Source organism: Marinobacter bryozoorum (assembly GCF_023156245.1).
GTDB lineage: Bacteria > Pseudomonadota > Gammaproteobacteria > Pseudomonadales > Oleiphilaceae > Marinobacter > Marinobacter bryozoorum.
Genome location: NZ_JAKZAH010000035.1, coordinates 14,888 through 40,093, shown reverse-complemented (window position 1 = coordinate 40,093; position 25,206 = coordinate 14,888). Strand labels below are relative to the sequence as shown.

Annotated in this window: 25 protein-coding genes; 14 read left to right on the top strand and 11 right to left on the bottom strand. The window is 61.5% G+C overall.

Annotated elements, in window-relative coordinates; genetic code table 11:
- Nucleotides 1-37: 37 nt before the first annotated feature.
- Complete coding sequence (locus MLC59_RS15745; RefSeq protein ID WP_248236262.1) at nt 38-673, bottom strand: IclR family transcriptional regulator; 636 nt, start codon at nt 671-673, stop codon at nt 38-40.
- Between the two features lie 74 nt (nt 674-747).
- Here MLC59_RS15745 and MLC59_RS15740 point away from each other — a divergent pair, with 74 nt between their 5' ends.
- The 11 genes from MLC59_RS15740 to MLC59_RS15690 all read left to right on the top strand — a co-directional run bounded on the left by MLC59_RS15740 (nt 748) and on the right by MLC59_RS15690 (nt 12,461).
- On the top strand, nt 748-1,281 hold the full coding sequence (locus tag MLC59_RS15740; protein WP_248236257.1) for a hypothetical protein: 534 nt from the start codon (nt 748-750) through the stop codon (nt 1,279-1,281).
- Entirely contained in the window at nt 1,282-2,514 is a 1,233-nt protein-coding gene (locus tag MLC59_RS15735; protein WP_248236245.1) for a sensor histidine kinase, read from the top strand.
- Nucleotides 2,486-3,838: a sigma-54-dependent transcriptional regulator gene (locus tag MLC59_RS15730; RefSeq protein ID WP_248236242.1), complete on the top strand. Its 1,353-nt coding sequence runs from the start codon at nt 2,486-2,488 to the stop codon at nt 3,836-3,838. The genes MLC59_RS15735 and MLC59_RS15730 overlap by 29 nt, the downstream gene beginning before the upstream one ends.
- A 194-nt stretch (nt 3,839-4,032) precedes the next feature.
- Nucleotides 4,033-5,397 (top strand): ABC transporter substrate-binding protein, encoded by a 1,365-nt coding sequence (locus MLC59_RS15725; RefSeq protein WP_248236241.1) that lies wholly within the window; start codon nt 4,033-4,035, stop codon nt 5,395-5,397.
- Between the two features lie 63 nt (nt 5,398-5,460).
- The gene (locus MLC59_RS15720) at nt 5,461-6,780 is read left to right on the top strand and encodes an ABC transporter substrate-binding protein (protein ID WP_248236238.1); all 1,320 of its coding nucleotides are present in this window, start codon (nt 5,461-5,463) and stop codon (nt 6,778-6,780) included.
- A 69-nt stretch (nt 6,781-6,849) separates the two neighbouring features.
- Nucleotides 6,850-7,749, top strand: a complete 900-nt coding sequence (locus MLC59_RS15715; RefSeq protein ID WP_248236236.1) for a branched-chain amino acid ABC transporter permease — start codon at nt 6,850-6,852, stop codon at nt 7,747-7,749.
- Nucleotides 7,749-8,690 (top strand): branched-chain amino acid ABC transporter permease, encoded by a 942-nt coding sequence (locus MLC59_RS15710; RefSeq protein ID WP_248236233.1) that lies wholly within the window; start codon nt 7,749-7,751, stop codon nt 8,688-8,690. Before MLC59_RS15715 ends, MLC59_RS15710 begins: the two co-directional genes overlap by 1 nt.
- Nucleotides 8,687-9,463, top strand: a complete 777-nt coding sequence (locus MLC59_RS15705; protein ID WP_248236223.1) for an ABC transporter ATP-binding protein — start codon at nt 8,687-8,689, stop codon at nt 9,461-9,463. The genes MLC59_RS15710 and MLC59_RS15705 overlap by 4 nt, the downstream gene beginning before the upstream one ends.
- Before the next feature lies 1 nt (nt 9,464).
- Nucleotides 9,465-10,151, top strand: coding sequence for an ATP-binding cassette domain-containing protein (locus MLC59_RS15700; RefSeq protein WP_248236222.1), 687 nt, complete (start codon nt 9,465-9,467; stop codon nt 10,149-10,151).
- Nucleotides 10,152-10,175: 24 nt separating this feature from the next.
- Nucleotides 10,176-11,306: a zinc-dependent alcohol dehydrogenase family protein gene (locus MLC59_RS15695; RefSeq protein WP_248236219.1), complete on the top strand. Its 1,131-nt coding sequence runs from the start codon at nt 10,176-10,178 to the stop codon at nt 11,304-11,306.
- A gap of 117 nt (nt 11,307-11,423) precedes the next feature.
- Nucleotides 11,424-12,461 carry a cyclase family protein gene (locus MLC59_RS15690; RefSeq protein WP_248236216.1) on the top strand — a complete coding sequence of 346 codons (1,038 nt, stop codon included), beginning with the start codon at nt 11,424-11,426 and terminating at the stop codon, nt 12,459-12,461.
- Nucleotides 12,462-12,510: 49 nt separating this feature from the next.
- On the opposite strand, the gene MLC59_RS15685 is transcribed toward MLC59_RS15690, so the two are convergent.
- Nucleotides 12,511-12,816, bottom strand: a complete 306-nt coding sequence (locus MLC59_RS15685) for a hypothetical protein (RefSeq protein ID WP_248236210.1) — start codon at nt 12,814-12,816, stop codon at nt 12,511-12,513.
- A 417-nt stretch (nt 12,817-13,233) separates the two neighbouring features.
- Here MLC59_RS15685 and MLC59_RS15680 point away from each other — a divergent pair, with 417 nt between their 5' ends.
- Nucleotides 13,234-14,322 (top strand): sensor domain-containing diguanylate cyclase, encoded by a 1,089-nt coding sequence (locus tag MLC59_RS15680; protein WP_248236208.1) that lies wholly within the window; start codon nt 13,234-13,236, stop codon nt 14,320-14,322.
- Between the two features lie 21 nt (nt 14,323-14,343).
- Here the strand turns inward: MLC59_RS15680 and MLC59_RS15675 are convergent, their stop codons facing one another.
- The 5 genes from MLC59_RS15675 to MLC59_RS15655 all read right to left on the bottom strand — a co-directional run bounded on the left by MLC59_RS15675 (nt 14,344) and on the right by MLC59_RS15655 (nt 19,182).
- Nucleotides 14,344-15,567 carry an MFS transporter gene (locus MLC59_RS15675; protein ID WP_248236205.1) on the bottom strand — a complete coding sequence of 408 codons (1,224 nt, stop codon included), beginning with the start codon at nt 15,565-15,567 and terminating at the stop codon, nt 14,344-14,346.
- A gap of 134 nt (nt 15,568-15,701) precedes the next feature.
- A complete protein-coding gene (locus MLC59_RS15670) occupies nt 15,702-16,232 on the bottom strand; it encodes an Mpo1 family 2-hydroxy fatty acid dioxygenase (RefSeq protein WP_248236184.1) in 531 nt (176 codons plus the stop codon).
- A gap of 133 nt (nt 16,233-16,365) precedes the next feature.
- On the bottom strand, nt 16,366-16,710 hold the full coding sequence (locus MLC59_RS15665) for a YdbL family probable chaperone protein (protein WP_248236265.1): 345 nt from the start codon (nt 16,708-16,710) through the stop codon (nt 16,366-16,368).
- Nucleotides 16,711-16,742: 32 nt separating this feature from the next.
- Nucleotides 16,743-16,943, bottom strand: coding sequence for a YnbE family lipoprotein (locus MLC59_RS15660; RefSeq protein WP_248236174.1), 201 nt, complete (start codon nt 16,941-16,943; stop codon nt 16,743-16,745).
- 46 nt (nt 16,944-16,989) lie between these two features.
- Nucleotides 16,990-19,182 carry an intermembrane phospholipid transport YdbH family protein gene (locus MLC59_RS15655; protein ID WP_248236172.1) on the bottom strand — a complete coding sequence of 731 codons (2,193 nt, stop codon included), beginning with the start codon at nt 19,180-19,182 and terminating at the stop codon, nt 16,990-16,992.
- A 119-nt stretch (nt 19,183-19,301) separates the two neighbouring features.
- Between MLC59_RS15655 and MLC59_RS15650 the strand changes: the two genes are divergently transcribed.
- Nucleotides 19,302-19,709, top strand: a complete 408-nt coding sequence (locus tag MLC59_RS15650) for an NINE protein (protein ID WP_248236170.1) — start codon at nt 19,302-19,304, stop codon at nt 19,707-19,709.
- A gap of 176 nt (nt 19,710-19,885) precedes the next feature.
- Entirely contained in the window at nt 19,886-20,416 is a 531-nt protein-coding gene (locus tag MLC59_RS15645) for a fasciclin domain-containing protein (RefSeq protein ID WP_248236168.1), read from the top strand.
- 99 nt (nt 20,417-20,515) lie between these two features.
- Here the strand turns inward: MLC59_RS15645 and MLC59_RS15640 are convergent, their stop codons facing one another.
- From MLC59_RS15640 to coxB, 4 genes are all read right to left on the bottom strand, one after another.
- Nucleotides 20,516-21,454 (bottom strand): glutathione S-transferase family protein, encoded by a 939-nt coding sequence (locus MLC59_RS15640; protein WP_248236166.1) that lies wholly within the window; start codon nt 21,452-21,454, stop codon nt 20,516-20,518.
- Between the two features lie 227 nt (nt 21,455-21,681).
- The gene (locus MLC59_RS15635; protein ID WP_248236162.1) at nt 21,682-22,017 is read right to left on the bottom strand and encodes a hypothetical protein; all 336 of its coding nucleotides are present in this window, start codon (nt 22,015-22,017) and stop codon (nt 21,682-21,684) included.
- Complete coding sequence (gene ctaD, locus MLC59_RS15630) at nt 22,014-24,509, bottom strand: cytochrome c oxidase subunit I (RefSeq protein WP_248236159.1); 2,496 nt, start codon at nt 24,507-24,509, stop codon at nt 22,014-22,016. The genes MLC59_RS15635 and ctaD overlap by 4 nt, the downstream gene beginning before the upstream one ends.
- Entirely contained in the window at nt 24,506-25,162 is a 657-nt protein-coding gene (gene coxB / locus MLC59_RS15625; protein WP_248236147.1) for a cytochrome c oxidase subunit II, read from the bottom strand. The genes ctaD and coxB overlap by 4 nt, the downstream gene beginning before the upstream one ends.
- Between the last annotated feature and the right edge of the window lie 44 nt (nt 25,163-25,206).

The window sequence follows — 25,206 nt, the reverse complement described above, 5'->3', positions numbered from 1 at the left end:
ACGTTCTCGGGCCGAACTGTGATTCGACGCGGCGGGGTCACTTGCTCAAAATACTTCTGCCGCGCAGACTCCTAGCCTGGTGCAGCCATTGTTCAACTTCCTCGCGGGTAATACCGGAGTAGCGGGGGTAACGAGGGGCATTCAGCTCCATCACCCGTTTGACCTCCCGTTCCGGCAGGACCGCGAGCAGGGCGACAGCGGCCGCACCAATACCCAGTGGTCGACGAGCTCCAGCAACCAGCGTATTGGCTGTAACCGGGTAGGTGCCCTCGGCAACATCGATGCATACTGCATCTCTGTTCGCCCGGATACTCAGGTAGGTGTAATCTTCAGTTCTGGCTGCGATCCGACCCAGTACCGGTTGAAGCGCGTGGCGTAATCTCAGGTCAGGCGCAACCTCCTGGGCCGATTCAGCCATTCGCAGCAGGTCAAACCCGATGTGATAGGTTTTGGCGTAAGGGTCAAACGTAAGCAGGCCTTCATTCGAAAGCGCTGTCAGAAGTCGGTGTGCCGTGGCTGTGTTCATGCCAACCTCGCGGGCAATATGAGAAAGGCTGCCGCCCGTTGGGAAGATGGTCGCTACCGCCCTGAGCAAGACACAGGCCTTGGTCAGCGTAGTGCTTCCCGTGGCTGTTTTACGTGAACTGCCCGGTGAAACTCCTGTATCAGACATGGCGATTTATCCTTTTTTCTCAAAATATATAAAAATATTATCGCATTTTGATAAAAATAACGACGGAACGGACCATGAAACCCAGGTTCAGCCTGGTAGGGCGCTACTCCCTACTCTCACTCACGCTGATTATCGGCTCCGTGGCCATCCTCAGCAGCCTCTACGCAGCCGTAGCGGATTCGGTGACGGAACGGCTGGCGGGTGAGCGCCTGGAAGCCCAGGTGGCCGGCACCGCCAACCGGCTGACCAACTTTATCGAGAACCGGATCTATCAACTGGAAACCCTGTCCACCCATCCTTCCATGCCCCTTTACCTGGCTTTCAGCGATGCGGTGCCGGATGGCGTTCGGGAACTGGTCAGGGTTGAAGCAGACTCACCGGATCTCTACGGCATCCTGTTCTTCAATAACCGGGATGAACTGACCGAGGTCGTGCCGGGACAGGCTGCTTCCGGACCGCCCTACTGGGACCGGGACAACTGGACGCTTCGTGGATTACCGCTGATCACCCTGGGTAACAGCGAGGTCATCGGTCCCCAGCGTGCCGATAACTCCGGCCCTGGCTGGCTACTGATCCGCCAGCCGCTACGGGACCCCACTCGCCAGTAAGTGGCTGGTGCTATCGGGCTCCATGTCCGGCTGGCCTCCCTCACCGAGCTGATGCGCACGGAAAACCTGGCAGGTGTGCTGCGCCCCTATCTGCGGACCCCGGCCGGTGACCTGCTCGAGCCAACCGGGAACCCGGTACAGTCGCCACCGGAAAACCTGCAACCCGGCCCGGAGGTACTCCCGGGCTGGCGTATCGACTATCAGGTCGCAGCTGGCGAAATCCTCAGCCCCCTGCGCAGCGCCCAGTGGGGGCTCTACGCCCTGGCTGGCGTTATGGCACTGGGGACGGTGGCCCTGTTCTGGGCCCTGGCCCGCAGCCTGCGACGGCGGGTAACCCGGCTGGTGGACGGTGCCGAAACCCTCGCCAGCGGGGACCTGCATTTCCGGCTACAGACTCCGAAGAATGACCAGGACGAGATCGACGTACTGGCCCATTCATTCAACGCCATGGCCGACCGGCTGCAGGATATGATCGGTCGCACCGTGCAAGCCGAGAAGATGGCGGTGCTGGGCGAATTCGCCACCGGCGTCGCCCACGAGGTGCGCAACCCCCTCGCCACCATCAAACTCACGGTTCAGGCGCTGGAGAAGGGTGAGCCCGATGACCAGAGACGGGACCTCCTGGTGGCCGTGGAGGAAGAGATCGACCGGCTGAACCGGGTGGTGGGTGACCTCCTGGATTACGGCCGCCCTGTCGCCGGGGAACCCCAGGCCGTGGGTATCCGGCGGGTGTTCCGCCACGCCACCGTGCTGACCTCCGGCCTGGCGGACCAGCGACAGGTGACCGTGTCTGCCACCGGCGACTCCCGCCTGGCCGTATATGCCAGCCCGGACCAGGTCATTCAGTGCCTGGTCAACCTGCTGGCCAATGCTATCGAAGCCTGTGAGCCCGGTGGCACCGTGCACCTGCGTGCCTTCCGCAACGGGGACCGAATCAGCGTCGACATCACCGATACCGGTTGCGGCATGGACGCGGAGACCCTGCGCAGGGTGACCGAACCTTTCTTCACGACACGTCAGGATGGCACCGGGCTGGGTCTGAGCATTACCCGCCAGCTGATCGAACTGAACGGTGGCGATCTTCAGATCCACAGCGTCCCGGGTGAGGGCACCACCGTGTCCGTCACCCTGCCGACGGCAAACAGTGATAAGCTGGAACTCGCTTCCCCGTCTCACACAAAAGAACAATCAACAGCAAAGCCCCATGATGCGCTCACAGATCCTGATCGTTGACGACGAAAAGAGCTTCGTCCGCTCCATGGCCTTCGCCCTCAGCGAGGCCGGCTTCCATACTCGCAGCGCCCACACTGGCGAAGACGCCCTGACACTGCTGGCGGACGAACCGGCTGACCTGGTGTTACTGGACTTGCGGCTGCCGGGCATGCACGGCATGGAGGTTCTGGCGGAGGTCACCCGGCTGTATCCCGGCCTGCCAGTGATCATGATATCCGCCCATGGAGACACTCGCGCCGCCGTCCAGGCGGTAAAGGCCGGGGCGACCGATTACCTGACCAAGCCCTTTGCCCTCGACGAGCTGTTGCACATCATCGATACGGTGACCGACCGTGCCCGCATGCGGGAGGAACTGGACTACCACCGTCAACGAAGCGCCAACGCCTCCGGACTGGTGGGCTCCAGCCAGGCCATGCAGTCCCTTTGGCAAACGGTGCAACGAGTTGCGTCCAGCAGTACCGGGCGGGTGTTGTTGCTGGGTGAATCCGGTACCGGCAAGGCGGTGGTGGCCCGGGCCATCCATGAACAAAGCCCGCGCGCAGAAGGTGCCTTTGTGGAAATCAACTGCGCCGCGCTGCCCGAACAGCTGATCGAGGCGGAGCTGTTCGGCGCTGAAAAGGGCGCCTACACCGGCGCCCACCAGAAGCGCTCCGGCCTGGTGAGTCTGGCCCACGGCGGCACCCTGTTCCTGGACGAGATCGGCGAGCTGCCCCTGTCCCTGCAGGCCAAGTTCCTGCACTTCCTGGAAAACGGGGATTACCGGCCGGTGGGGGCCACGGCCAGTCATACGGCGGATGTGCGGGTGGTCGCAGCCACCAACCGGTCCCTGGAGGAGGAAGTCCGTGCCGGGCGCTTCCGGGAAGACCTGTACTTCCGGCTCAATGTTATCGAGCTGACCATTCCGCCACTGCGGGAGCGGGGCGAAGACCTTCAGGAGCTGCTCGACAGGTTCATCGAGGCCCAGGCCCGCGAGGAAGGCTGCCGCCCGGTGACCATTCCGCCGGAAACCCTGGAGCGATTACAGGCCTATAACTGGCCGGGTAACGTGCGGGAGCTTCGCAACCTGGTGGAGCGGCTCACCATCCTGCACCCGGGCCAGCGTATTCGTCCGGACCAGCTACCCCACGAATTCCACCCGGTGGAAGACTCCACGTCCGACCAGGCCGCAACTACCTCACTTGAGCAAAAGCTTGAACATACCGAACGCCAGATGATCCGCCAGGCCCTTGATCAGACGGGCGGCCACAAGGGCAAGGCCGCGGAACAGCTGGGGATGTCCCGGCACGCCTTCAAGCGCCGCCTGCAGCGACTGGGACTTCTCTGACCATCGCCCTGAGCGGATTTCGCTCAAGGCGATCCGTGTTAATGAGCGGTTTCCGCTCAGTATCCGATCACAACCTTTCCGGCAGCCCGCAACGGAACAGCTCACCGCGTTGGTCCCGCTTTTGCTACAGGTTTCCGCATCAGACAATAACAAACGATCATCCGATACCGGGTTAACCGGATCAGGAGGCAGATGTGTCGGGACCCCTCACCCGCCATCGTTATAACGACACCAAAAGATTTCAGGCCCGCATCAGGCAGGGCCTCCCTGGCTGGGCCTCAGCCATGACCGCCCTGTTATGGCTGCTGGCTTCACCGCCCGCCATCGCCCTGCCGGCCGATGCCCCGGTGGGCCGGGTGGAACTCGGTGCCCCCAAAGACCAGGCGGACGCCACCATTGCCTGCATGTACCCCATGACCGGGCGGTCTGCCAGCTATGGCCGTGACAGTATCGTGGCCATTCGCCTGGCGCTGCGGGAACTGGCCCGGGATCCACACAGCCCTCACCTTCGCGTGATCGTGGATGACTCCCGCTCCAAGGCGTCGTTTGCCGTGCGCATGGCCGAGGATTTCCTGCGCAACGACGACGCCGATATTCTCTGCGGCATTGTCAGCTCGGGCGTGGCGATGGCGGTCAGCCGACTCGCCCGACAGAAACAGGTCATCCTTGTCGGTACCGACCACGCCTCGTCCAGAGCCGCCCTGGAAGAAGGCCATGACTACTACTTCCGGGTGTCCAGCGACACCTGGACCTCCCACGCCGCCGGCGCCCGCTACCTGAAAGAACTGCAAAGGGAGAACGACTGGCAGAAGCTGGCGTTCCTGGGCCCGGACTACGAGTACGGCCGTGTCGCCTGGCGGGACCTGCAACAGGCACTGGCGCTGGAAGGCGTCCAGTTTGAACAGACCGGCACCTATTGGCCACGGCTGTATGAGCCGGACTATTCCCTTTATATCCAGTCACTGCTGGAAAACCCGCCGGACATACTGGTCGTCGGCCTGTGGGGCGGTGATTTTACGGCCTTTATTGAACAGGCCCGCACCACCCGCCTGTTCGAGCAGATGCGGGTGGCCAACTTTGACACCGGTGGTGACTACGAGACGCTGGTCGCACTCGGTGCCGAACCGCCTCCCGGACTGATCCTGTCTGCCCGGCACCACGTCAACTGGCCGGACACTGACCGTAACCGGCAGTTCGTGCAGGACTTCCATGACCTTTCCGGTCGATACCCCAGCTACTCGGCCCAGGGCGCCTGGGCCGGCATGATGGCCATTGCCCGGGCCATCGGCCAGGCCGGCGACGTCAGCGATACCCGGGCCATGATTACTGCCCTGGAGGGGCTGGAAGTTCCGCTGCCCAAGGACCCGGACGGATTTACCTCCTATATCGACCCGCATACCCACCAGATAGCCCAGGCCCAGGCCATCGGCACACCGGTCCCCGATGACCGCTTTCCGCCGGCCCGGGTAATGCTGGGCAACTGGCGAGTCTACGATGCCGAATCCCTCAAACCCTCGCCCGCTTTGATCCGAAAGCGACGTGGAGAAACCGGCGGTTAGCCGCCGACAACCTGAAACCCATGCAGCATCCGTAAGCGCACAAAAACAACCAAGGAGCACGCAATGAAAACAATCCAACAACGAAACATCTGGCAGAAAACCCTGCTCAGCACGGCGACCTCGGTGGCATTGGCCTCCGCCGGCGTTATGGGCCTGACGGCTACTGCCCACGCCCAGGACAGTTTCAAGGTAGGCTTTGTCACCTTCCTGTCCGGTGGCGCATCCGGCCCCTTCGGTGTGCCGGCCTCGCAAGGCGCGAAAGTGGTGGTAGACGCCATCAACGAAGGCACCCTGCCCGCGCCCTATGATTCCAAAGGCGTGAACGGCCTGACCCTCGAAATGGTTGAAGTGGACGAAGCCGGTGGCCCTACCAAGCAGGTGGAGGAATACCGCAACCTGGTAGAGCGCCAGAACGTTAATGCGGTTATCGGCTACATCTCCTCCGGCGACTGCCTGGCCGTGGGCCCGGTCGCGGAAGAGATGAAGACCTTCACCATTGCCTTCGACTGCGGCACTTCCCGCATGTTCGAGGAGCTGGAAGACCCCAAGTACGTGTTCCGTACCGGTCTGGACGCGGTTGCAGATAACGTCGGTGCCGCCCGCTACCTGGCCGAGACCCGCCCGGACGCCAAGCGCATCGCCGGCATCCAGCAGAACTACGCCTGGGGCCAGGACTCCTGGCAGGATTTCACCCTCGCCATGGAACAGCTAATGCCTGAGGCAGAAATCGTCAACAACCAGACCCCGCAGATCTTCCAGGGCAGCTACGGTACCGAGATTTCGGCGCTGCAGACCCGCCGACCGGAAATCGTGCATTCCTCCATGTGGGGGGGCGACATGGAGTCCTTCGTGGCACAGGCCAACGCCCGCGGCCTGCTGGCCCAGGCAACCGCCCTGCTGACCACGGGTGAATCCGGCCTGCACCGGTTTGATGGCCAGGCGCCCAACGGCACCATTCTGGGCGGCCGTGGTCCCTTCGGCGGCTTCATGCCGGAGAACGACCTGAGCGAGTGGTTCAGCAAGGCCTACGAGGAAGAGCATGGCACCCCGCCGAGCTACCCCGCTTCCAAGGCGGCCCAGGCCATCCTGGCCCTGAAGTACGCTGCGGATAACTCCGGCGCCGACGGCGTGCCCAGCTCTGAAGAACTGGCGGCTGCCCTCAAGGGTGCCAAGTTCGAATCCGTCAGTGGCACCGTCAATATGGGCCTGGCCGGTGGTCACCAGGCGGTTCAGCCCATGCTCTACGGTGAATATCACTTCGAGGACGGCCAGGCCGAACTGCGTAACGTGAAGTCCTACGCCGGTGACTGCGTGTCGGCCCCGGACGGCTACAACGCCCAGGAGTGGATCAAAGAGGGCTTCCCCGGCTCCAGCTGCGACTGATCCATTCGTTTAACCGATCACCGGTGGCCTCCGCGCCACCGGTGTACTCACACACAGGAGTAACCCTTGATGTTAACCGTCTGGGCGATACTGATTGACGGGTTTATCTACGCCTCCTGGCTGTTCCTGGTGGCAGCCGGGCTGACCGTCATCTACGGCGTTATGCGCATACTCAACATGGCCCACGGCAGCCTCTATGCCCTGGGCGCCTACGCCGCCGCCTCGGCCCTGGGCTGGTACTACGCCGACGGCGGCGACCAGCTGTGGATGGCCTTTGCCATTATCGCGGTGTGTGCCGTCGCCATCGGCGCGGTCACCGGCCTCGCCATCGAACGGGGCCTGCTGCGCATCATGTACGGCCGTGATGAGATCCTGATGCTGATCATCACCTTTGCCGTACTGCTGATTCTTGAAGACGTCATGAAACTGATCTGGGGCACCACACCCTATTTCGCCTACCAGCCCTATGCGGCCATGGGACGGATCAATATCGACGTACTGACCGTGTCCCGCTATGACCTGATGGTACTGGCGGTTTCCATCGTGATTGGCGTCGGCCTCTGGTTCTGGCTGGAGCGCACCCGTATCGGCAAGATCCTGCGTTCCATTATCCATGACCGGGAAGTGTCGAAAGCCATGGGTGTGAATGTGGGCCGCATGTTCACCATTACCTTCATGATCGGCGCCACCCTGGGTGCCATCGCCGGTGGCATCACCGCACCGATCATCTCCGTGGTGCCCGGTATTGGTATTGAAGTCATCGTGCTGGCCTTCGCCGTGGTGGTTACCGGCGGGCTCGGCAGCATTACCGGTGCCGCGATCGGCGCCATCATCGTCGGCCTCGCCAGGGCCACCTCGATTCACACCATGCCCGAGCTGGAACTGTTCATCATCTACGCCGTCATGGCCGCGGTACTGGTATTCCGGCCCCACGGGCTCTTTGGTCAGGCGGTTGCGAGGAAAATATGATGAAAGCAGACAGAACCGAACTGTCACTGATCGGCGTTGCCATCGCCGTTGCCATTGCCGCCCAGTTCAGCCCCAACTGGCTGGTTTTCACGCTCACGCTGGCCATTTCCACCGGCCTGGTGGTCATGGGCGTGGTTATGCTGATGCGGGCCGGGCTGGTTTCCTTCGGCCAGGGCCTGTTCTACTGCCTTGGTGGTTATGCCGTAGGCCTGGGCGGACGCTTCCTGGGCATTACCGACGCCCTGGTGCTGATCGGCCTCGGTGTGGTGGCCACGGTGGCCATTGCCATGATTCTCGGATTACTGGTGACGCGGTACCGGGAGATCTTCTTCGCCATGCTGTCGCTGGCGTTTTCCATGATCCTGTACGGCATCCTGGTGAAAAGCCATGGGCTGGGCAGTACCGACGGCTTCGGGGTGGTGGACTGGACGCTGCTCTGGTTCGACTCGGAAACCAGCGATGGTGCCAACATGGCGCTGATGCTGGCCATTGCCGTGGCGCTGGTGATCGCCCTGTTCCTGAACCGCTACTTCAAGTCCAGTATTGGCCTGGCCTGTGAGGCGATACGGGAAAACGAGGTGCGCGTGGAATACATGGGGATCTCACGCCAGCAGATCCTGTACATCAACTACGTGATTGCGGCGGCCATTGGCTCGGTCGGCGGCTCCATGACGGCGCTGGCTGCGGGCCACGTGGACCCCACCATGGCCTACTGGACCATTTCCGGCGAGTTCGTGTTCATCGCCATCCTCGGTGGCACCGGCCATGTGGCCGCACCGTTCATTGCGGCGCTGATCTTCACGCTGGTGCGAACCTACGCCGTTGAACTGGCCCCCAATGCCTGGCAGATGATCCTCGGCATTGTGCTGCTGCTGATCATCCTGTTCCTGCCCAAAGGGATCTGGAGTCTGTTCACCCGCAAGAAAGGGGCCGCCTCATGACCGAGATTCTGAAAACCGAGGGGCTGTCCCGCTATTTCGGTGCGGTGACGGCCGCGGAAGACATCAACGTTACCATTACCGAAGGGGAAATTGTCGGGGTCATCGGCTCCAACGGGGCCGGTAAGACCACGTTTATCAATATGGTAACCGGGTACCTGCCGCCCTCGAAGGGGGTGATCTCCTTTGACGGCAAGCCCATCAAGGGCCTTGGCCCCCGCAAGCTGATGCGCAAGGGGCTGACCCGCTCGTTCCAGATACCACAGCTGTTCCTGGAACTGCCGGTGATCGACAACCTGTCCATTGCCCTGGCCGCAGCAGAGCACAAGCAGTTCCAGATGCTGCGCCCGGTGCATACCCCGGAACGCCTGAAGGCAGCGGAGGAAATCCTCGAACAGATGCACATCACCGAGTACCGGGACGAGATGGTAACGGCCATGCCCCAGGGGGCGCGCAAACTTCTGGATATCGCCATCGCCATGCTGGGCAACCCCCGCATGCTGTTGTTGGACGAACCCACCAGTGGGGTCAGCATGGAAGAGAAATACACCCTGATGGACACTGTCATGGAGGCGGTCCGTGCCCGCGGCCTGACCGTGCTGTTCGTGGAACACGATATGGAAATTGTGCAGCGCTATGTCACCCGGGTGCTGGCCTTCGCCAGTGGCGTGGTGATCAAGGACGGTCCGGTGGACGAGGTCCTGGCCGATGAGCAAGTACAGGAACTGGTCACCGGCAAGCAACACAAACCAGCCGCAACCGGGGGAGACGCCTGATATGAGCCTTGAAATATCCAATCTCGACGTCTCCATTGAGGGCATCAAGATACTCCGGGACATCAACCTGACCATTCCCACTGGCAAGATGGCGGGGCTGATCGGCCACAACGGTGCCGGCAAGACCACCCTGATCCGCGCCATTATGGGCCTGTTGCCACCGGACAAGGGTACGATCACCTTCAAGGGCGAGGACATCACCCGGCTGCCCTCCCACCGCCGGGCCAACATGCGTATCAGTTACATGCCTGAAGACCGGCGCCTGATCCCGGAGCTGACGGTCACCGAGAACATGTTGATGCCGGCCTGGGCCAACAAGATCCGGGATGGTGAAGAGCGCCTGAAATGGGTTTACTCACTGATGCCGGAAATCGCCGACTTTGGCGAGCGTAAGGCCTTGCAGCTTTCCGGGGGCCAGCAGAAGCTTGTCGCCCTGGGCCGCGCCCTGATTCCCGGCCGGGAAATGATCTTGCTGGACGAGCCCTTTGAAGGAGTGGCACCGGTACTGGCCAAGCGTCTGTCTGCGGTGATTGCCGACCTTCGGGGCGAGGGTCTGACCGTGCTTATTGCCGAGTCCGATGACAGCCATTCCGCCGACCTGGTAGACGCCACCTGGCGGATCGAGCGGGGCGCGGTTTCACAAGGTCGCAGGGATACGTCAGAATCATCGGGACTGACCGATTACTGATGGATCCGAACAAGGAGAACAACCATGAAAATTCGTGCTGCGGTACTGCAAGCGATTGGCGCCGAGCGCCCTTACACCGAAACAAAGCCCCTGGTTATTGAGGAGCTGGAGCTGGATCCCCCCGGCGATAACGAGGTGCTGGTGGAAATCAAAGCCGCCGGCCTGTGCCATTCGGACCTGTCCGTTATCGACGGCAACCGCCCGCGTCCGGTCCCCATGGCCCTGGGCCACGAGGCTGCCGGCATTGTAAAGGAAGTGGGTAACGGCGTGCGGGACCTCAAGCCCGGTGACCATGTGGTCGCCGTATTCGTGCCCAGCTGCGGTCACTGTGAGCCCTGCGCCGAGGGTCGCCCGGCCCTGTGCGAGCCAGCCGCCAAGACCAACAACGCCGGCACCCTGGTGAACGGCGAGCACCGACTGCACCGGGCCGATGGCACTGCCATCAACCATCACCTGGGGGTTTCCGCGTTTGCCGACCATGCGGTGGTATCACGGGATTCGCTGGTAAAAGTCGACCCGGAACTCCCCCTGCACCACGCTGCCCTGTTCGGTTGCGCGGTGCTGACCGGGGTCGGTGCATCGATCAACTCCGCCGATATCAAGGCCGGACAGACCGTGGCCGTCGTGGGCCTGGGTGGCGTAGGCCTGAACAGCGTGCTGGGCGCCTTGGTGGCAGGTGCCAGTGAGGTGATCGCCATCGACCTGGATGACAGCAAGCTGGCCCTGGCGAAGGAACTGGGCGCGACCCACACCTTCAACTCCGGTGAAGAGGGCGTGGTGGACAAGATCAAACAGCTCACCAACGGCGGCGTCAACTGTGCCATCGAAATGGCCGGCTCCGAGAAAGCCCTGGAATTTGCCTACCAGATCACCCGCCGCGGTGGCACCACGGTAACCGGCGGCCTCGCCCACCCGGAAAAGAAGGTCGCTTTGCAACAGGTCAGCCTGGTGGCGGAAGAACGCACGCTCAAGGGCAGTTACGTGGGTAGTTGCGTACCCGTGCGCGACGTCGCCCGCTACGTGAGCCTGTTCCGCCAGGGCAAACTGCCGGTGGACAAACTGCTGAGTGACACCCTGACCCTGGACCAGATCAACGAAGGATTCGAGAAACTGGCTGCCGGTAAGGCAGTGCGACAGGTGGTTCTGTTCGACTGAAAACCCGTAGATAACAACTACACTACGGCTACCACTTTCTCCCTTGCACCACCCACCGGCGGCCGTTGCCGCCGGTGGTTAATCACAACAACAAGCAACGCAACAAGGAGAACAACCATGCCCTTCAAACCATCCCTCCTGGCCCTGTGCACAGGAACCCTGATTGCCGGACTGTCCACTGTGGCCCTTGCACAGCAGACGCCCATGGATACCCTGCAAAGCAACGCTCCCAATAACTGGGGCAAGTGGGGCGAGGACGACCAGGTAGGCGCCCTCAACTACCTGGGTGAGGACCAGGTGAAGAATGGTGCCGGTACCATCAAAAGCGGCAAAACCTTCACCCTGCAGATCCCCATGACCTCAGGTTCGGGCCCCGTGTTCCCCGGCCGGGTGCCCACCCAGCACTTTATGGCCACTGACGCCGGCGTTTACAAGGCCGGCAAGGCGGAACCGTCCCCGGGCGGAATGAAATACTCGGACGACGTCGCCTTTATGTACCTGCAGGGCACCACCCACGTGGATGGCCTGGCCCACGCCTGGTATGGCAATCAGATCTACGGCGGCAAGGGTGAGGAAACCTCCGTGCACGGTCACTCCCATGCAGACGTCGGTGAGATCGGCGAGAAAGGCATTGTCGGTCGAGCAGTCTTGCTGGATGTAGGCCGCCATATGGGCAGCGATGACCTCCATCGCCTGCCCACAAACACCTGCATCAACCTTGAAGACCTGGAGGCCACGGCGGAGGCCCAGGGCACCACCATCAACAAGCGGGACATCCTGGTGATCCGCACCGGTTCCATCGCCCGTTTCTGGGAAGAGGAACCGGACGAAGAATGGAACGCCATGAACGAGCCCGGCCTGTGCCACAGCAATGAACTGCTGAGCTGGCTGGACGAGATGGAAACCCCGATGATTGCTACCGACAACATTGCGGTTGAGAAAGTGGTCCAGGAAATCGATGGGCAGACCTACATTATTCCGCTGCATGGTGCGCTGATGCGGGATATGGGTGTGGTGCTGTCAGAGATCCTGTGGCTGGATGACCTGGCGGCAGACAGTGCCGAAGACGGTCAGTACAGCTTCATGCTGGTGGCTGCGCCACTGAAGGTTGAACAGGGTACCGGCTCACCGGTGAACCCGGTGGCCATCAAGTAATCCGGTAAACGATACGGGCCCCGGAACTACCGGGGCCTCAGTCCTGGAATCATTCCGGGGCGTTGTTCCCACGGCGCTCCCGGTTCTCGTCATCATGGCGCCGTTGATAACCATTCTGCTCACCTCGATGCTCATCACGCATTTCCTTGCGCTCCTCGCGCATCTGGTCACCCCGCTGGCCTCCGCGACGCTCCTCGGCGTTGCGGTAGCCTGCCCTGTCTGCCTGCTCCGTGGGGGATGCGTCCGGCATGTTATCGCCGGTTGGACGAATCGCCTGGCTCTCGGGAGAGGCGGCCCAGGCTGAAGAGGTGATCAGCAGCATGGTCGTGATGGCAGCGGATAGTGATTTGTTCATGGCGCCTCCCTGATTCTTCGATGTGATAGGTGCACCGGTTGCGGTTTGCCTCCAGGTGCATGCGCGGTACAGGGCTTGTGACTCGGGAACCAGATACGTTCGCCAGTGTCCCGCCTGCCCGGGCAAGAGATAACTTCAATATTGCACCGGGAAGGCAGTATTTAAAGGGTCGTAGAATTACCGATGGGACATCTTGCTGGCGAGCCCGGCAGTTTTAGCCCCTCCTCAAAGAGATGGACAGAGCGCAAGTTATCCGGGGATTATCGCCAAAAATTCGCGCAAATTCAGTGGACGTGTCCTATACTGAGACACTTGAATCGCAGGAACGCGATCTCCGGATTGTAGTGGAAGCAGGCCGTATTGCTAATGTCCGTCACCCGTCATACTCCGAGCCCCCAGCCGCACTGGGTTGTTAACATGAACCGGCGCAACCGGAGCGTCTCCTTTGTAGCGGCATTCCTTACCCTCGCCAGCCACGTTTGGTTGCAACAACTCTCTCCCTGGCTATACCCGACCCTCGCGGTGAGCTTTCTGGTATGGCCACAGCTGGCGTATCTCAGGGCCCGGCAATCAGCCGATTCCATGCATTCGGAATTCAACAACCTGGTGATCGACGCGGTTATTTTCGGTCTGTGGATCGCTGGCCTGGGCTTTCCGGTATGGATCACCTTTATCCTCGGTATCAGCATCACCATGAACCTGATGGTGTTCCGGGGCCTGCCCGGCACGTTCCAGGCCCTGACCGGCCTCGCCGGCGGTGTTGTGGCCGGTGGCCTGTTTGCCGGTTTCTGGTTCCAGCCCGCGACCCACTGGATCACCACAGTGCTGGCCATAAGTTCCATCTCCATGTATCTGCTACTGGTCGGGCATGTCTCCTTCAGCCGCAACCTTATCCTGCATGATGCCCGTGAACGGCAACGCCTGACGGAACAGGAACTCAAACGGCAAATCGAGGAAAACCGCCTGCTCCAGGAGCAATTACAGGAACAGGCCAACCGTGACCCCCTGACCGGGCTGTACAATCGTCGCTACCTGGAAGACAGCCTGCACCGGGAAATGACGCGCTGTCTGCGACAGGGCGACCCCCTGAGCCTGGTACTGATCGACCTGGATCACTTCAAGGGCGTGAATGACCTGCACGGGCACAGTGCCGGAGACCTGGTGATCAACCAGCTGGCCAGCGTGCTGACCGCCTTGTCCCGGGGCAGCGATATCGTTTGCCGGTTTGGCGGGGAAGAATTCCTGGTGGTACTGCCAGGTACAGGCCTGGAAGCCGCCGAAGCCCGGGCCGAGGATTACCGGCGCATGTTCGAAAAGACGCCGGTAGCGATGGGCGAAAACCTATTCTCCGTCACTTTGTCAGCAGGTGTGGCCTGCAGCTATCGCGAAGTACCACCGGACGAGCTGATTCGCCAGGCAGACCTGGCCCTATACGAGGCGAAAGAGGCTGGCCGCAACCGGGTTGTCTGCCGAGCACCCTGGACCGGCGAGGCGCAACGAGCCTGAGCGGCAGCCGGGGCTGCTGCACTAACCTCCGGCGGATGGCGCCCCAACGGCAACCTCGGCCGGGAAGCGCCGGATACGCAGGGTCAACCAGACACCTGCCAGCAACACCACAAAGGTAAATCCGAACGCGACCCGGAAGCCACCGCTGGACTCGATCAGCCAACCCGCCACCGCCGGACCCACCAGCTGCCCGGAAGCAAAGAACACCGTAACGAAGCTGAATGCGATGGGAATATACCTGGGCGCCACCTGGTCCGTGGCGCTGGCCTGGATCAGGGCAAACATGCCGTTTACCGATAATCCCATGACCAGGAAGTGCAGGAAGAACGTGAACAGAGACTGGTCAAGCAGGGGCAGCCCCATGGCCAGGGTCACCAGTGCCAGGGACGCCGTCAGGGCGTTACCACGCCCCCAGTGATCAGACAGCCAGCCCCACAGGGGCCCCGCCGCGATGGACATCAGGCCCATCATCGCCATGAACGCCCCGGCTGTTGATTCCGCGTGGCCTTCCTCCACCATGAAACTGATCATGAAGATGGCCTGTACGATGTAGGTTACACCGATGATGCCGTACACCGTGGCGACGGTAACCACTCGGTGGTTCCGGTAGATCAGCCACTTGTCGTCTGACGGAGGCGCTTCACCAGAGCCTGTCGCCAGCCGGGGTGGATCCTTGGCAAACACCGTAATCAAAACAGCCACGATTACTGCGACGCCACCAAAAATGCCCCAGCTGACACGCCAGCCGTTGTCTCCGAACAGGCTGGTCATCATGGGAACCAGGGCGCCTACCAGCAACATACCCATACCCACACCACTGGTCATAAGACCGATCACCAGCCCCCGCTTTTCCGGATACCAGGTGGCCAGCAGCGCCACCATGGGTGCAAAGCTGAAGGCTGTACCAAAGCCCAGAAGCGCCATCAGCCCCAGCAACAACCAGTAATGGGAAGCTACGGTCAGTCCGGCGAAGCCCAGCGCCACCGAGATCAGGCCAAACACGATTGTCGGCTTTGCCCCGAAACGGGCAGCGGCCACCCCTCCCGCCAGCACGAACAAAAGATAACCCAGGGCAGTAATGGTGCCCAGAACCCCCGCCTGCTGGTAACTCAGGCCGAGGTCCGCGCGCATGGGCGGCAAAATCACCCCATAAGCCATACGGGCAAAGGCAATAACCACCAGGCTGGTGAGCAACCCGCAGGTCACCATAATCAACAGGTTCGGGCGTTCCGGGGTCGGAGACATCTTGGCTTCCAGTAAAAGGATCTGTAACAGCCCGCCCGGCGGGAGCCGGGCAGCCGGTGAAACATCGGTACAATCGACGGGGTTCCCTGCCCTGGGCGCTTGTGCGACGCTGGCGGCGGGTTCGCAATCGGGTCCTATTGGCTTGCCGCCGCTCCGCCCTGGCCGTTATGGACGGGTCCAGCGCGACGATCGACCTCCTCTTGCAGGGATTTGCAGAGCCCGAACCCGAAGGCCGCCTCTGCCACCACGAACAGTGGCCCGATCAGCAATCCGACGATATCGTCCACGAAGGCCGGCTTGCGACCTTCATAATAGTGACCGATAAACTGCGCGACCCAGCCCACCACGAACAGTCCGATACCCCAGGCCAGCCAGGCTGTCGTGGACAAGGCAGCCACCTGCATACCAACCCAGACGGCCAGGGCCATGAGCAAACCCATGACAACGCCAAAGCGAAGGTCAAGAACCAGGTAATAAAGAACACTTGCCAGGGCGATAAACCAGATCGGGGACATGGTAACGCCGGCAACGTCGAATGCGGGACGGGCCAGCAGGATGGCGATGGCTACCACGATCATCGGAATACCGATGAAGTGGGTGATGATGTTGCGTCTGTCGCGGTGATAGCTGGCGTAGTTGGCCAGCTGGTCGGTTATTGTTTTCATTTCGACTCTCCTGATCAGCAGGACCCCGGACCGATATCCGGTGCCCCGTGCATCTGCAAAGATAGCTGCCTACAGGACTAAATACCAGAGGGAGCGGGTACAGTCTTGCCTTCACAAGCCATACCCCTCTCCCCTACTTACGGACCCAGCGCCCGTTTGCCTGTATGTACTGGCCGGAGGGCGTTTTCTCCATAGCCTTCTTGCCAGCGACAGCCTCTACCTGAGTGACAGGGATGTTGTGCTTTTCAGCAATACGGGCGTATTCCGCACGCCGGGCTTCATTGATAGCCTCGGCAATCGCCTCGGCATCGCCGCCCCCGGATACCACCCCCAGGTATCCTGTTGGCATCTCACCCACCTGCCCTTCACTCTTGGCGCTTTCCAGGCGGTTCTTGGCCTCATCCAGGGACAGGGCTAACACCGGCAGTGCCAGCATCATGGCCACCAGCAAAGTCGTAGCGTATTTGAACAATGTCATCATGCAGCTCCTTGAAACCATGCTGACCGGGCTCAAAACAGGCCCTGGTCGGTAAAGAGTTCGTCCACTTCCCGGTCTACCTTTACGTAGATCTCATGCTGGATCTTTACGTTCAGATTGACCGTGATGGGCTCCTTGGGCGCGGCCATCTGCACGGTCGGGGTGCAGGCGGCCATCAAACTGCCCAGCAATACTGCGGCGACTGCCGCTCCCGCTCGGGTTCTTGGCTTCATGGTCTCTCCTTGCCTGTTCTGGCCTCTCCCCATGGCGAAGACCTGACTATTGGGTATCAACACCGTCCTGCTGCAAACGTTCGCGGACCCTTTCGGTAACCGCTTCATTGACCCGACCGCTCAACTGCAGGCTGGTGAGCAATGCCGGTATATCCTCCTCAAGATTGATATTGAGCACCACCGGGCGGTCGCTGTCCACCCCGGGGCTGTTGCCACGAAGTTGCAGGTCCAGCACCAGGGTACCGTCTTCGGAGTAGCTGATCCCGCTTTCGAGCTGTTCATAGTGAAAGTCCTCCATGGCCCGTGCAACCAGTGCCATGGCCTCGTTAGTGGCAGCCATGGCCTGCAGTTTGTCCGCTGGCAACTGCAGACGCCCTCCGGGTGGCAGCGCTGAAAGGTGCCCGCCGTCAATGCGCACACCCCGATCGCTGATCATCAATGGCAACTCACCTTCCAGCGTTCCCTCACCGGCCAGGCCTTCGGTGGGATAGAGGTTCATCAGCCTGGACAACTGCAGGCCCTGCACCGTGACAGGGACGCTGATCGGCATCGTGTCCAGCTGCCAGGTGTGCGGGGCCACGCTCAGGGTACCGCCGGCAAACCCCGCTTCGGCACTATCCAGCTTCAGTTCGCCGGCCATTGACTCCGCAAGGGCAGCGCCATAGGTACCAGCCAGCCTGACCGGGCCTATGGGCATGCCCGGGTTTAGATCAGCGAGCTCAAGATCCGATGTGCCGATGGTCAACCGGTCATTCGCCAGGCTCGCCTGAACCTGCCCCGAAAGTGTCTGCCAGGCCATTTCCTCATACAGGCCCGAGGCCCCGGCGAACGTCAGGGTGGCATCCGCCGTGAGTGGACTTTCGGGGTGCCAGGTCAGCTCACTGGCAAGTCGCGCCTCGCCCTCCTCAATGGTCAGTGACCCGGGCCAAGCCCTCAACGTTTCGGAAAGCTGGTTGGCCTGGTTACCGGAATTCAGCGTCATGGACGCCTCGACCTGTAATCCGTCCTTCTGGTGGTAACGACCCCGCAATGGCACTGTCATGCCGGCATCGCTTGCCAGCGTGCCATCAACAACCAGTTCACCCGCCCAGTTCACATCCGCTGCCAGCCCCCAGCCCTGGGTGACGAGGGCATCATGCCGGATTTCACCGGCACTGAGTTCAACCGGGCCCTCTACTCTCAGTTCGCCATTGACCTGTTGCAGGGACAGCCCTTCCGCCGACAAGGCCAGGTCGTCCAGCCACACCAGGTCATCGGTAGACAATGGATCACCGTGGCTTACCTGAACGACAGCCCCTGGCAACAGGGTGACACGACTCCCATCCGGTGAAACCCGGCCCCTGAAGGGTAGGGTGGCCCGTATATCGTCCAGAACCCAGCCAGACTGTTGCCACCGATCCACCGTTGCGGTGAGCCGTCCATGAGCCACCTCCAGGTGCCAGTTGTCACCGGCATGCAGCACTAGCTGACCTTCAAAGGATGGCGCAGCCCCGCCTTCGGTGGTCAGTTTTACCGCCATGGGCCACTGCCCCTCGGCAGCGGGCTGTCCGGACGGGGAAAACCGGAGTACCGCCGAATGGGGAAGCAGCGACTGCCACGGCTTACTGACGAGCGCGGACAACCACGGAGAAAGGTCGCTGACCAGCAATTCACCGTCAGGGGCTGCAGCGTCGCCGTCACCCAACTGGACATCGCCCTGTATGGTGAGGGTTTGTGACCCGCGGTCCAGGGTGGCATCCACCTGCGCTGTGGCAGAACTGTCATTACGGTCAAAGCGCAGGGCACCCTTGAAACGACACTGATCACCCTGACAGGGAAAGTTCGCTTCAAGGTTATTCACCGACAGATGCCGGGGTAACCAGAATGGTACGGAGTCCGGCAGACTCAGCCGAAGTGCGTCAGCGCCCGGGGAACGCGGCGATGTGCCTGCGGCGGCTGAGGACACCTGTTCAATCCTGGCGGAGCGGGCCACCAGGCGATCGACCTGCCAGTCCGCCCAGTCCATGATCATGGCCGGCCCCAGGGTCTCGAGCACCACCGAACGGCCATCCCCTGTCCAGGTGACACTGACTGAATCGAACGCGAGGCGGTTCCAGCCCAGCTTCGTACCAGACACCTCGAACTGCTCTACCCCCAGTGCCTCCAGCTGTGTCCTGGCCAGCCACCAGGCGACCGCCAGCAGCACCGCCAGTAATAACAGGCCATAGAGCAACACCTTCAGGTACCGACGGATAAGCAACACTGCCTCCCTGCCAGAATGCATGGAATGACAGAAGCATAGCGTCGGACGCAGATTCTGGAAAATGCTTTATGATGGGAGTGATTCGAACCAATCTGTCAACTGAGCAAGGAAACCTGATGGAAATTCAGCGAACCAACAACACCCACAGCGTGGTTATGGGCTACCTGCTCTGGATCTTCGGATTCCTGGGCGCCCATCGTTTCTATTACGGCAAACCCGTCACCGGCACCATCTGGTTCTTCACCCTGGGGCTGCTGTTTATCGGCTGGATCATCGACCTGGTCCTGATACCCGGCATGGATCGGGAGGCTGACCTGCGTTACCAGCAGGGACCGGTCAACTACAACATCAGCTGGATCCTGCTGACCTTCCTGGGCGTGTTCGGCATCCACCGGATGTACATGGGCAAGTGGGTTACCGGGATTATCTATCTGTTTACCGGCGGGTTGTTCTTTGTCGGGGTGCTGTACGATTTCTGGACCCTCAATGAACAGATTACCCTGAAGAACAGCGAACGTCTGTAAACCGGGCTTTTGCCAGCCCCCGGTTTGCGCCCGCAAACCGGGGATTCATTAAATATTCGCAATCGCAACAATCCAGTCCCGCCAGCCCGCCGTAAACCACCACAGCATCGATGCAAACACTACTGAACACACCACATATGGGCTCCGATAACCGGTTGCCCCAGGAGGAATCAGATATGAATCTGCCCAAGTTCGCAATTGCATTGGTTGCCTCTTTTGGACTGATGGCGTCAGCCCAGGCTGACCATCATGGCGACATGAAAGACAAGCCGACCATCACCGACATCGTGGTGAACTCTGAAAACCACACCACACTGGAAACCGCCGTGGTTGAAGCTGGCTTGGCTGAAACCCTTGCCGGCAAGGGTCCCTTTACCGTCTTTGCACCCACCGACGACGCCTTTGCCGCACTGCCCGAAGGCACCGTCGAGTCACTGCTGAAGCCAGAGAACCTGGAGCAGCTGCAGGGCATTCTCACCAACCACGTCGTGGAAGGTAAGGTCTCTTCCCAGAAGCTGCTGGGCCTGATCGAGACCGGTGAGACCATATACACCATCGAAACCATGAACGGTGACGTCATTGCCCGCACCGAATCCGGCGCTGTGACCCTGGAAGACGCCCAGGGCAACAAGGCGACGGTCACCACCACGGATATTGAAGCCAGCAACGGCGTGGTACACGTGATTGACGGTGTACTGCTGCCCTGATCGATCAGGTTGGAAGCGGCTCCCGAACGCCAGAATAATCGTTCGGTTTGCCCCGGCTCTCCCAGGAGACCGGGGCTTTTTTCTGTCCGGCTGCGGTGCCTATTTCTGCGGAGTCACCCGGAAGCCATAACGGGGGAAGTGCACGTGAACATGCCCGGCACGTTCGTCTTCACGGCTGATAATGATTTCTTCGGCATCCTGGTACAGCAGGGTGCCGGCCACCGGATCCACGCCGTAATCCACCGCCGCCACCGTGACTGACTGACCGATGGCCAGGCCATTGGGATCGGTGAAGTCCGTTTCCGGCAAGGGAGCGGGGTCAGCCTCGCGGGCGATACGCACGGCTTCCTCGGAGGCAAGCTCTGAGGGTTCGCCATGGCCGCAGGCAGCCACTGCGTCCAGCCAGCCACGCACCTGGGGATAAGGATCCAGGGCTGGCGCGGATGCCTTGTTACCAGCCACGAACCACAGCGGGTGATACCAGGCAAAGTCCGCTATGCAGGGTTCCTCGCCCAGCAGGAAGGTGCCACTGTCCGCCAGTTGCTGCTCCAGGCGACCGAGCAGGGTCGGCCACTGGGACAAGGCCTGGGCAGGATGCAGCGGGGACGCATTACCGCCTTCAAACAGCTTCTTGCGATCGGCCAGGAAGGCATTCATCACCGACTCCGGCATCCCCTTGAAGCGTTCCGCAACCGCATGGGGCTGGAAGTTCAGGGCCACGCCGTGCTGGAACATCACCTGGTCGGCGAACTGGGCGGAACTGGCGGCGATGGCCTCCTTGCCTTTCGGATACAGTGCCGGCATGGGCTGAATGCGATCGAGCTGACGGGCCATCATGGCGGTATCGCAGTAGATATCAGCATCGATCTGCATAACCGGGGTTTTGCGGTAGCCGCCAGTCAGGGTGGTCAGGTCCGGCTTGGGCATAACCGGTGGAATGTCGACGGATTTCCACGCCAGGCCCTTGAAACCCAGCATCATGCGGGCTTTCTCGGCAAACGGGGAGGCGGGGTAATGGTGCAGGATGATGTCGTTCATGGCGGCTCCTGGGTTGTTATGACTATATGGTTGCATTAAGCAACCAGCTTACCCGTACACCGGCGCAACCGCCAGCAGGATCCGTCCCTGTTTATCGCGCTCGAAGCGAATCAGCTCCATTTGCGAACCGGCGGTTGGTAGTTCTGCAACGCCCGCAGCATGGCTGACGGGTCATCCTCAACCACCAGCATGCGTTGATGTTCCGGTTTGAGGAATACTCCTGTCGCTTACAAACAAGGCGCCATTATCAGCCCCGGCACGGCCAGGAGCAATGACGCCACCGCCGAACACGCCGACACCATGGCGGAGGTGCGGGGTATAAAGTCCGACTGCGACGGGGTTCGCCAGGCCGCCAGGGCTGCGGTTACCAACCCCAGAGCCACCAGCAACCCTGCGCCGGCCAGCAGCAGATTAATGACGGCAGGATGGTCGCCGCCGTTCACCAACCAACCCTGCTGGCAAGCCAGCGAAAGTACCGCATAGAGCACCACAAACCAGACAGCCCAGACTACTGGTCCCAACAGCAGACTGGCCGGATGTTGCCAGAAGCGACGACGGATCATGCCCCACCCCCGAATGCGGCCGGCAGCGCCAGGAAGACGGCAACACTGATCCAGTAGACCGCCACTGTGTAACCCCAGAGCGGATGCAGCACCCGCAACTCATAGGGCAAAGCCCGACTGGTGTAGCCGTGGCGGACCCGAAAAACCTGTAATCCGGTCAACAGCACCGTCAGCCCACTGTGGAAGATGAGGTAGGCCAGCACCACGGCCAGGATGGAATCGTGGGCCGAATTCCCCGGCGCCAGCCCGGCATCAAAGGCAGTGAGGCCCAGTGCGATACAGTGAACCAGCCCCACCCCGGTAACCAGCCCCAATCCACCCACAGATACAGCGCCCTGCACCTGCCTCCACCACAGCCCCAGTGCACCCGCGAGCACCAGCCCGCTGCCAAGCAGCCCCCAGACACTCAGGGGGGACTGCTCCGGCATCTGCCAGTCCGGTGCCACCGGCCACAGATAGAGCCATCCGAACAGTAACGAAGCGAACAGGGTTCCGTCCGCCATCAGGGTCACGATCATTCCCCAGCGCCCGGGACCATCTGTGGTCCGGGAGTGCAGGGGCAGTTCCCCGCTCCGGTCGCGGGGGGCCATGCGAGGATGCAACCCGTTGACCCAGCTCCATCGCAGGCATGCCACCAGTGCCAGCACCGCAAAGACGACCGCCAGGGTATAGGTCTTCAGAAGCAGCGAAAGGCACAGCCCGGCCAGCAAGGCGGCGGTAACCAGTGGCTCCCAGGCGTTGCTGGGCAGGTGCATGACCTCCCTCGCCTCGCCGGAGATGGCATCACTGCCGATGGTATCCCGCCGTCCGTCCTCGATCCGGCTGAGCCGGTGCTCACCGGCAGGAATACTCTGCATCAGTTCCGGCTGGTCCCACAGGGGATGGCGGGAGCGGATCTCGGGGATACTGGCAAAGTTGTAGGCGTTCACCGGCATCGGGATGGCCCACTCCAGGGTATCCGCCTGCCAGGGGTTGGGGGCCGCCCTGCGGCCGAAGCGGAAGTGCAGGACGATATCGAGGATCACCGTCGCGACGCCGACGGCCATGACAAACCCGCCTACCGACGACAGCAGGTTGAGCCAGTCCCAGCCCAGGCCTGCCTCGTAGGTATAGACTCGCCGGGGCATGCCGAGCAGACCGGTCAGGTGCATCAGCAGGAAGGTCATGTTGAAGCCGATAAAGAACAGCCAGAACCCCCACCGCCCCATGCTGTCAGACGGCATGCGACCGGATACGTGGGGCAGCCAGTAATACAGCCCGGCCACCAGGGGGAACAGCATGCCCCCCACCAGCACATAGTGCATGTGCGCCACCACGAAGTGGGTGTCGTGCAACTGCCAGTTAAAGGGCACCAGGGCCAGCATGACGCCAGTGAGGCCCCCGCACACAAACACAATCAGAAACCCCATTACCCACAACATGGGCAGGTGGAACCGCACCTTACCAGCCCACAGGGTCGCCAGCCATACGAAGATCTGGATCGCCGTTGGAACGGCCACCAGCATGCTGGCCACGGAGAAAAACGCCTGTGCCATCTGCGGGATCCCCACGGTGAACATGTGGTGCACCCACAACCCGAAACTGACAAAGCCCATCATGATGATGGCCAGGACGACCCAGCGGTAACCGATAATGGGCCGGCCGGCAAACACCGGAATCAGCGTGGAAACAATGCCCGCCGCCGGCAGGAAGATGATGTACACCTCCGGATGGCCAAAGAGCCAGAACAGGTGTTGCCACAGCAACGGATCGCCACCGCCCTCCACCGCAAAGAACACCCAGCCGGCGGCCCGTTCCAGCTCCAGCAGCACACTGCCGAGAATCAGCGGCGGAAAGCCGAAAATGATCATCAGGGCCATGGCCAGGATATACCAGGCGAACAGCGGCATTCGCTGCAGGCTCATGCCTGGCGCCCGGGACCGGAGGATCGAGACCACCAGCTCCACCCCGGCGGAAATGGCGGAAATCTCCACGAAAGTGATACCCAACAGCCAGAAATCGGAGCCCATGCCCGGTGAAAACTCGCTGCTGCTCAACGGGGTATACATGAACCACCCGGAGGACGGTGCGATCTGAAGGAACAGGCTGGAGAGGATGATCAGGCCGCCGAACAGGTAACAGAAATACCCCAGCGCACTCAGCCGGGGGAACACCAGGTCACGGGCACCGATCATCTTGGGGATGAGGTACATGGCGGCGCCTTCCAGTACCGGAATGGCGAACAGGAACATCATCACCGTGCCGTGCATGGTGAACAGCTGATTGTACAGATCGGCGCCGATGATCTCCTGTTCCGGCAGGGCCAGCTGGGTGCGGATCAGCATGGCCAGCAGGCCACCCACCAGGAAGAAGGCCAGCCCGGTGACCAGGAAGCGAAGACCAACGGTGGTGTGGTTGACGGCAGACAGGGCGCCCCACCCGGGCCGGTTGCCCCACACCCGCTCAAACCGGTCGTGGCGTGCCTGCTGTTCCGCTGAAGGCGCCTGGCTCATTCCCTGACCCCCTGTTGCCAGCGCCGGAATCCGGCCTGGTCATGCACAACCACCCGGAACTGCATGTGCGCATGCCCGGTTCCGCAAAACTCCGCGCATTGCCCCCGGTAGGTGCCGGGTTCGTCTGCCTGCAGTCGCAGGACATTGGTGTGCCCGGGGATCATATCCAGTTTGCCTCCAAGCCTGGGTACCCAGAAGGAATGGACCACGTCATCGCTGGCCAAGTGGAGGTCCACCGGGGTATTTACCGGTATGTGGACCTCGTCCGTCAGGCGGATTCCGGTATCCGGGTAGTTCACCTGCCATTGCCACTGACGGGCCGTCACGTTGATCTGTAGCGGCTCGCCACCGGCAACAGGTAACGGCAGCATGCGCTGACCCAGGGGAATGCCGAACGCCAGGATCAGTACGATGACGGTCATGGGCAGTACCAGCCCGCCACCGATAATCCACCACCTGGCGGTCCGCCCGGCATCGGCTTCGGTCTTTGCCGGGCCACGGCGCAGGGCCAGGAACCATAAGGCAAACACCACCAGCATGATGGTGCCCAGCAAACCCAGCATCCCCCACCACAGCCAGGCAGCCGACCGGGCGCTCTCGCCGGCCGGATCCAGCGCCGACAGGGGTCCACTGCAACCGGCCAGTGGCAGCACAGTGGCAATCGCCGCCAGCTTTGCTAACGTTGGATAAAGCCTGT